The 8,982-nt window shown below is 34.0% G+C and carries 8 protein-coding genes; 4 read left to right on the top strand and 4 right to left on the bottom strand.

Going from position 1 to position 8,982, the window contains the following annotated elements; genetic code table 11:
- Positions 1 to 57: 57 nt before the first annotated feature.
- Positions 58 to 1,365 carry a threonine synthase gene (thrC, locus tag VB248_RS16640; RefSeq protein WP_323297935.1) on the bottom strand — a complete coding sequence of 436 codons (1,308 nt, stop codon included), beginning with the start codon at positions 1,363 to 1,365 and terminating at the stop codon, positions 58 to 60.
- Positions 1,366 to 1,696: 331 nt separating this feature from the next.
- On the opposite strand from thrC, the gene VB248_RS16645 reads away from it, so the two are divergent.
- The 3 genes from VB248_RS16645 to VB248_RS16655 all read left to right on the top strand — a co-directional run bounded on the left by VB248_RS16645 (position 1,697) and on the right by VB248_RS16655 (position 4,603).
- On the top strand, positions 1,697 to 2,677 hold the full coding sequence (locus VB248_RS16645; protein WP_323297936.1) for a ComEA family DNA-binding protein: 981 nt from the start codon (positions 1,697 to 1,699) through the stop codon (positions 2,675 to 2,677).
- Positions 2,678 to 2,763: 86 nt separating this feature from the next.
- Positions 2,764 to 3,396 carry a LysE family translocator gene (locus VB248_RS16650; protein ID WP_323297937.1) on the top strand — a complete coding sequence of 211 codons (633 nt, stop codon included), beginning with the start codon at positions 2,764 to 2,766 and terminating at the stop codon, positions 3,394 to 3,396.
- 547 nt (positions 3,397 to 3,943) lie between these two features.
- Positions 3,944 to 4,603, top strand: coding sequence for a tetratricopeptide repeat protein (locus tag VB248_RS16655; protein WP_323297938.1), 660 nt, complete (start codon positions 3,944 to 3,946; stop codon positions 4,601 to 4,603).
- 12 nt (positions 4,604 to 4,615) lie between these two features.
- Here VB248_RS16655 and VB248_RS16660 read toward each other — a convergent pair whose 3' ends face one another.
- From VB248_RS16660 to VB248_RS16670, 3 genes are all read right to left on the bottom strand, one after another.
- Positions 4,616 to 4,879, bottom strand: a complete 264-nt coding sequence (locus VB248_RS16660) for an Ada metal-binding domain-containing protein (protein WP_323297939.1) — start codon at positions 4,877 to 4,879, stop codon at positions 4,616 to 4,618.
- Entirely contained in the window at positions 4,876 to 5,571 is a 696-nt protein-coding gene (locus tag VB248_RS16665) for a 2OG-Fe(II) oxygenase (protein WP_323297940.1), read from the bottom strand. Before VB248_RS16665 ends, VB248_RS16660 begins: the two co-directional genes overlap by 4 nt.
- Before the next feature lie 153 nt (positions 5,572 to 5,724).
- Positions 5,725 to 6,573, bottom strand: coding sequence for a bifunctional helix-turn-helix domain-containing protein/methylated-DNA--[protein]-cysteine S-methyltransferase (locus tag VB248_RS16670; RefSeq protein ID WP_323297941.1), 849 nt, complete (start codon positions 6,571 to 6,573; stop codon positions 5,725 to 5,727).
- 332 nt (positions 6,574 to 6,905) lie between these two features.
- Between VB248_RS16670 and pruA the strand changes: the two genes are divergently transcribed.
- Entirely contained in the window at positions 6,906 to 8,531 is a 1,626-nt protein-coding gene (gene pruA / locus VB248_RS16675; RefSeq protein WP_323297942.1) for an L-glutamate gamma-semialdehyde dehydrogenase, read from the top strand.
- The last annotated feature ends 451 nt before the right edge of the window (positions 8,532 to 8,982 follow it).

The following is an 8,982-nucleotide window of genomic DNA, read 5'->3' on the forward strand; positions in this document are numbered from 1 at the left end:
ATAAGAAACTTTAAGTTGAAATTTAATCACTAAATCACAACTCACTAATTCACTCAATTATAAAGAAAGAAGATACTCCTTAAAATTACTAAACTCCTTAGTCATCGGAATGGCTACTTTTTCTTTAGAAAGTAAAGCTGAAAGTCTTTCTGGAATCGCTACTGATGTTCCTAAAGTTTCTTCTACAACATCCAAGAATTTAGCATAATGAGCTGTGGATAACAACACGCCTGCTACTTCTTCTGATAAAGTATCAGTATAAGATTTCAAACCTAAGTACGCCACCGCAGTATGTGGACACATCACATATTGGGTTCTTTCATACACATCTTTCATGGCTGCTCTGGTAGCAGTATCATCACTGAAATCTCCAGCAATATGTTTTACTACTTCTTCATGAGCATCGCCAGCCAACAATCGCATTCTGATAAAATTAGAAGGATTTCCCACATCCATCGCATTTGAAATGGTTTCTTGCGAAGGCTTTGGTTCATAATTGCCAGAAGACAAATACTTCGGAACGATGTTATTCACATTCGTAGCCGCTACAAACATTTTCACAGGCAAGCCCATTTTCTGAGCAATCAATCCTGCTGATAAATTTCCAAAGTTTCCACTTGGCACACAGAAAACTACTGGTTTGGTATTGCCAGCTTTTTTCAATTGTGCATAAGCATTGAAATAATAGAAAGATTGAGGAATCAATCGACTAATGTTGATAGAATTGGCAGAAGCTAAATTGATTTTTGAAGATAATTCTTTATCCAAAAAGGCTGCTTTTACTAAAGCCTGACAATCGTCAAAAGTACCATCTACTTCTAAAGCTGTTACGTTTTCGCCTAAAGTAGTCAATTGTTTTTCTTGAATGTCCGATACTTTTCCTGTCGGATACAAAATCGTTACTTTGATGCCCGGCGTTTTATAAAAACCCTGTGCCACTGCTCCGCCAGTATCGCCAGACGTTGCTACAAGAATATGAATATCTTTTTGTGATTTCTGCAAAAAGTAAGACATCAACGATGCCATGAATCTTGCACCAAAATCTTTGAAAGCCATTGATGGCCCATGAAATAATTCTAAAACGTAAGTATCTTTTTCAAGAGCAACCAAAGGAGCATCAAAATCAATCGCTCTTTCTACTATCGTCTTAATATCTTCTTCAGGAATATCGTCGCCCAATAAAGCTTTACTTACTTCAAAAGCAATTTCTGAAATTGAAAGCGTATCAATCTTTTCAAAAAAAGAAGCGGGTAAAGTCGGAATAACGTGTGGCATATACAAGCCATTGTCGGGAGGAAGTCCTCTGAAAACTGCTTCTTCTAAAGAAACATCATCACTTTGATGATTTGTGCTATAAAGTATCATAAACGTTTTTGGAACAGATAAAAGCTTCAATTTCAAGACTTTCGTTAGCAGAAATCTTGTAAATTAGTATTATCAAAAAATCAAAAATAATCTCGACTATTGTTGATAACAATAATTAAAAAAATAGCTTACCGCTTACTGCCTAAGGCTTAAAGCGATAAAAGAATTGCAAAATTAGTTCAAAAGCCCGAATTACAGAATAAACATCGAATTTTCTGTGGAAAGCGATTAGTATTTGTCAAACACAAATAGGGTTTGACAGACTGAAATCTTTTGTACAGACCTAATTCATAACTCATAATTAATATTCCTACTTATCTTAATAAACACCATGTATCAAAAATTAAAATCTTACCTCCGTGACTATTTTTCGTTTAGTCAAACTGAAATCAAAGGCTTTATGGTTTTGATTTTCCTGCTTTTTCTCCTGATTGTTTCTACTTTTATTTTTGACTTTCTTCCACAAAAAAATACCTCCGTCAGCACTGTTGATGTAAAAAGGGTAGAAGAACTAATAGCAAAAATTGAAGTAAAAGAAGCCAACGAACGTAATGCCGAAAAGCGTGATTTTTCTGAAAATAAATTTGAGAAAGACGAAAACACTGTTGCTTCAAAGCCTATTCATTACTTTTCTTTTGACCCAAACTTGGCAAGTCTCACAGACTTTGAAAAGCTTGGAGTACCTCATTGGCTTGCCGAACGAATAATCAAATACCGAAGTAAAGGTGGAAAATTTAGAAAAAAAGAGGATTTGCAACGCATTTATAGTTTCCCGACAACACTCTATCAAAATTTAGAACCCTACATTGTTTTGGCGAATACTCAGCCCATTCAAGAAAATATTGCCATGAATAAAACAGAAAATCTTGCTGAAAAAGTAACGACTTTACCTGTTGCCAAAAAGGAAATTTTTAAACCCGTACTTATTGATTTGAACAAAGCCGATACGAACGACTTAAAGAAATTGAAAGGCATTGCTTCAAAGCGTGCGATGAGAATTGTGCAAGAAAGAGAAAAATTAGGTGGTTTTTATTCGGTAGAACAAGTACGATACATTTGGGGATTAGACTCACTTTCGATTGATGAATTATTAAAATATGGGCGAGTGAATAATCCTTCGATTCGGAAAATTAAAATCAATGAAGTGACTTTGGAAGAATTGAAACATCCTTATTTAAGACCCTATATTGCAAAAGCTATTATAGCTTACCGACAACAGCACGGAAATTTTTCGAGTAAAAAGGATTTAGAAAATATTAAACTCTTAGATGCACAAACACTTGAAAGACTTTTACCATATTTATCATTCTAAACTGTACCACGGGATTCCATCCCGTGACATTTTAAAACTCTAATAAAAATACGGGATGAAATCCCGTGGTACAGAACCCAAAAATTATGATTCCATTTTCAGACTTACTCATCTTTATCATCGCCGCTTTTGGTTTAGTCATCACGCCCGGGCCGAACATGATTTATTTAATTTCTCGTTCCATCTCACAAGGCAAACGAGCTGGCATTATTTCGCTGTCGGGTGTGATTGTCGGTTTTCTATTTCATGTCATCATGGTTTCATTCGGACTCACCGCAATTTTGATGGCAGTACCTTTTGCTTATACTTTTCTGAAATGGTTGGGCGTTGGCTATCTTTTGTACTTGGCTTGGAACGCCATCAAACCGGGAAGTAAATCAGTTTTTGAAACAACATCTTTGGAAGACAACAGTAATTTCAAATTGTTTCAAATGGGCTTTTTAACCAATGTACTCAATCCTAAAATTGCGGTATTCTATATGTCATTCTTTCCGCAGTTTATCAAACCAGAATATGGCAATGTTTTACTTCAAAACTTTCAATTAGGATTTACTCAAATGACGGTCAGTTTTTCGGTGAACCTAATGATCGTTTTGTTTGCATCCAGTATTTCAACATGGTTCAGCGAAAGACCGACATGGATTAAAATTCAAAAATGGTTTATGGCTGGAATTTTGGGAAGTCTTGCCCTAAAATTAGCCTTAGATAAAGCCAAATGAATATTTATTCTATTAATAATGATATAAGTACACATCATTTTAAGATTAACTTGATTTGACTTATAAATTATTAACAATCAATATTTTAAGCCTTATAATTATTCTTTGTAAACAAACAAAATTACAGAATCAACTGCTTTTAATATTTTGTAGGTTAAAACCATTACAAAAGATGTTTACAAAGTACCTTATAAGCTCTATTTTAGTGTAAAATCATTCAATAATGACATTTTGTAAACCTACATAGGTTTGCTGTAAGTCTGCAAAATATTTTTGTAAGCTTACATAGAAATTTTGTAAACAATCAAAACTTTTTTGTTGACCTACATCAATGTTTTGAAAGCGTCAAAAACACAGATTAAGCTTGCAATGAAACGATGTAAGTCTGCAAAACTATTTTGTAAGCTTGCAGAGAAATTTTGTAAGTCAACAAAACTTTTCTGTAAGCTTACAGAACTTCAATGTAAACAAACAAAATTGTGATGTTGGATTACATGAGAATGATGTAAACTCTCGAAATATCAAATTTCACTATAAACCCATTTCTATGAAACAGATTCACGCACTTATCATCGTGTTCTTTTTGAGTTGTTCGTCATCTCAAGATTGTCCAGAGAATATCAATATTCTACCAATGTATGGTGTGAATAGTGGAGTAAAAAAATGTAAAGAGCAATTACAAATTGACAAGGATTTTATCGAAGAATGTGACAAATACTTCAAAAGTAGGAAAGAGGCTGTTAGTCGTCATTTGAAGGACGCTTGGGCGTATTTCTATAAAAAGGATTATGACAATTCTATGAAACGATTTAACCAAGCTTGGCTTTTAGACAGTACTAATGCGGATGTTTATTGGGGTTTTGGTAATATACTTGGAATGCAATTGAAGTTTGAAGAATCATTAACTTACTTTAATAAATCGTTAAAATTAAACCCTAAAAATTCTAAAGTATGGCTTTCAAAGGGGACAAGTTATGCTCAAATGTTTGTTAAAAACAATGATATTAAATTGTTGAATAAAGCAATTGACAACTTTAGAATAGCTGCTGAATTAGATAATAAGAACGTAGAGGCTTATGCTCAGTTAACAATGGCTTATTCATATTATATGGAAAAAGACAGTGCTTTAGTTTTTTTGAAGATTACTGATAAATTAGATGCTAATGCTATCAATCCAGAGGTGAGAAAATTTCTCATGGAAAAATAGAGCCTTGAAGTATCAATCAATGTGAATTCTTTTCCAATCCAAATACTCTAATCTCATACAATGCCCACAAGGACGAAAACCCAAAGCTATGGCTTCTTGCTCATTTTGAAAGAAGACTCGGTTTTGGGTTTTCATTCTTTTGCCAGATTTACAATTGAGTTTACCATAAATTTTTAATTTACGATTTCCAGCCCAAAGGATTTTTCTATTTTTAATTAGAGAAAGTAATACACGATTATTGCCTTTTTCGTTCAAAAGCGATTGATGTGTTTTCATTTCGCATCATGAAAAATAATGCCCACAGTATAACGATTACCACTGTGTAATTTACTTACTCCATGTTTCATCGGTGAACGAAAATATCCTCTTGTTCCTTTAGCTACTCTGAAATTCGTGGTAAAAATTACCATATCGCCACGGTTGGGTTGTAGCACAATCGCTTGTGATTGTAACCTTGGTTTTTGTTCAATCAATACAAATTCACCGCCAGTATAATCTTCATTTACTTGTGTTAAAAACAATACTGCTTGAAAAGGAAAATATAAGTCGCCATACAAATCTTGATGAAGCGTATTAAAATCTCCTTTTTCATATTTCAAAATCAAAGGCGTTGGTCTGCATTGATTTTGTTGGTGACAAGCTTCTATAAAATCAGCGTGCTTTTCTGGATAAGTGAAATGAATGCCCAATTTCTGATTCCATTCGTTCGCTATTTTTGATAAAGGACTGTACATTTCATTCCTTAAATAAGCAATACTTTCAGGCAATGGATAAGCAAAATATTTGTACTCGCCTTTTCCAAAATTATAGCGTTTCATCACAATCGTACTTCTATATAAATCCGCTTGTGTATAAGAAGCAATTAATTGTGAACAAATTTCAGTCGGTATCAGCGAAGGAATCACAGCATAACCCTGTTCATCCAAATCAGCTTTAACATTTTGCCAGTTGATAGAATTGATATTCATGTTTAATTGTGAGTTAGTGAATTGTGATTGAGTGATTAAATGTTTTATGTTTAGAAAGAAAGTATTAAATAAGTATTCAGAATATTTTTCAGCCAATAATTTTTCAAAAGATACATTTGTACTTTTTGAAAAAATAAATCACTAAATCATAATTCACTCAATCACTAATTTTTTTGCCGCTTCCCATCCAACAATAGCCTTCTTCCGAATACTTCCCCAATGATATTCCCCAAGTTTTCCTTCTTTTCTAATCACACGATGACAGGGAATCAAATACGCAATCGGATTACTTCCCACTGCCGTACCGACGGCTCTTACGGCTTTGTCTTTTCCAATACTTTCAGCAATTTGTTGATAAGTAGTTAATGAACCTTGCGGAATCGTCAGTAATGCTTCCCAAACTTTCAATTGAAAATTTGTGCCTTGTACCAATAAATGTAGTTTATCTAATGAACTAAGATGTGGCATAAAAATCCGTTCTATATAAGGATAAGTAATCGAAGCATTTTCTTGAATCGTAGCAAAAAACCATTTTTTCTTAAAGGTTGCTAAATCTTCATTTTTTGTTTGTTCATCCGTAAAAGCCATGCCACAAATTCCTCTTTCAGTAACAGCCAAAAAACATTCACCAAAAGGAGTTTGATGATAAGCATAACTGATATGCAAACCTTTTCCACCACTTTTGAATTCTTGTGGAGTAACCGCTTCGATACCTGTGAACAAATCATACACTCTACTTTGACTTGAAAGTCCAGCGATTTCTGCGGCTTCAATCAAAGTAGCCGTCGATTTAATTTTTGCTTTTAAATAATCAGCCGTCAAGAATTGTAAAAATTTCTTCGGACTCACACCAGCCCATTCCGTAAATATTCTTTGAAAGTGAAAAGGAGAAAGGTTTACTTTTTCAGCGATTTCCTCCAAAGTAGGTTGAGCCGTAATATTTTCGCTGATAAACTCAATTGCTTTCGCAATGCGTTCATAATGATAAGTATCTGTTGTCATGATTTATAAAATTAACGATACAAATGTCGATTGATAAAAAAACATCCTCAACCCGAAAGTTGCTTTTTTTGAGTGACTTTAGGATTTTTGGACTTGAAGACTTTAGGATTGGAGGACTAAAATACTTTAAGATTAGGAGACTTTATGATTTATAAAAGAGCCTAACAAAATCACTTTTCCTAATGTACAATACTTCATGTCATTAAACTCCCAGTTATTATGATTTATAAAGAATTTAGTCTGTCAATCCTCCAGTCTTAAAGTCTTCAAGTCCAAAATTCCTTCAGTCCAAAAAAATCCGTAATTTTACACGAAACCAAAAACTTCATCAAATGTCAACAGGATTTTTCAGCGTACCAACGCCCAAGAATGAGCCAATCAACTCGTATGCTCCAAACACAAAGGAGCGTGAAGCACTTATTGCGAAACTTACTGAAATGCGAAGTATCGTAGCAGATGTACCAATGTATATTGGTTCAGAAGAAGTAAGAACAGGAAACAAACAAGCATTAACTTCCCCACACGACCATCAACATATTTTAGGATATTACCACGAAGGCGATGCTACTCATGTAAACCAAGCTATTGACACAGCCTTAGCTGCCAGAGAAGCTTGGGCAAATTTACCTTGGGAAAATAGAATGGCTATTTTCTTGAAAGCAGCCGACCTTTCAGCAACAAAATATCGTAATGAATTGAATGCTTCAACGATGTTAGGTCAATCAAAAAATGCTTACCAAGCAGAAATTGATTCAGCTTGCGAGTGGATAGACTTCCTTCGTTTCAATGTACATTTCGCCACACAGATTTATGCAGAACAGCCAATCTCTTCTGATTATGTTTGGAATAGATTAGAGTATCGTCCATTAGAAGGATTCGTTTTTGCTGTAACACCCTTCAACTTTACAGCCATTGCAGGAAACCTTCCCGCTTCGGCAGCATTGATGGGGAATGTTGTAGTTTGGAAACCTTCGCCACAACAAATCTATTCTGCCAATGTTTTAATGAAAGTATTGAAAGAAGCAGGATTGCCAGATGGCGTAATCAATTTGATTTATACCGATGGACCATTAACGGGTGATATTGTTTTCAAACATCCACAATTTGCAGGCGTACACTTTACAGGAAGTACTAAAGTATTCCAACATATCTGGAAAACAATTGGAGAAAATATTCATAAGTATAAATCATACCCAAGAATTGTTGGCGAAACAGGCGGTAAAGATTTTGTGGTAGCCCATAAATCAGCCGATGCCAAAGCACTTGCCGTAGGTTTGGTACGTGGAGCTTTTGAATATCAAGGACAAAAATGTTCGGCAGCTTCAAGAGCATATATTCCAAATACACTTTGGGAACAAACTTGGGAATATGTTCAAGCAGATTTAAACGAAATTAAAGTTGGTCCAGTTGAAGATTTTTCAAATTTTGTCAATGCAGTAATTGATGAAAAAGCTTTTGATAAAATCACTACTTATATAGATAATGCAAAAGCATCTGATAAAGCGAAAGTAATAGCAGGAGGAAACTACGATAAATCAAAAGGATATTTCATTGAGCCAACCATTATTCTAACAGAAGACCCGCACTATACAACCATGTGTGAAGAAATCTTTGGTCCAGTACTTACTATCTATGTATATGATGCCGATAAGTATGAAGAAACCTTAGATATTGTAAATACAACTTCTGATTATGCTTTAACGGGAGCAATCTTCGCACAAGACCGCTATGCTTTAGAAATAGCCAATAAAAAGCTAATAAACGCAGCTGGAAACTTCTATATTAATGACAAACCAACGGGAGCAGTAGTTGGACAACAACCATTCGGAGGAGCAAGAGCATCAGGAACAAATGATAAAGCTGGTTCAAAGTTAAATCTATTAAGATGGGTTTCTCCAAGAACAATCAAAGAAACATTTGTATCGCCAACAGACTATAAGTATCCATTTTTAGGATAGATTTGGTGAAAATCTTGTAAAAAACATCTAAAGAGGTGAAGTATTTTATATATACTTCATCTTTTTTTTGTTTTGGTTTGTCTGTTTTTAGAAAAATGTTGAAAATTTTTTGAAATTTTTTCAACATTTAATGTTATCAATAAGTCTTTGATTTTCATTGGAATTACGGTTTATATTATGTTTTTTTTGAAAAAAACTTTAAAAAAGTTTTGTGAGATTGTTTGGTGATTAAAAATAAACCTTGCATCTTTGCACTCCCAAACGACGCCAACGGGTTGAGAAAGGGGAGTAATTAGGAAGATAGTTACTAACAAGATTTGGTAAGGTTAAGAGATTAATTAGACTGGATTAAAGAGTTCTTTGAGGTATTGATAGAGATATATGAATTATTATTAATTCTTAATAGACAGGTTGTTTTTTGTTATAGATTCTTTATTTAAGAATAGAGAGC

This window comes from Arcicella rigui (genome assembly GCF_034929435.1).
Taxonomy (GTDB): Bacteria; Bacteroidota; Bacteroidia; order Cytophagales; family Spirosomataceae; genus Arcicella; species Arcicella rigui.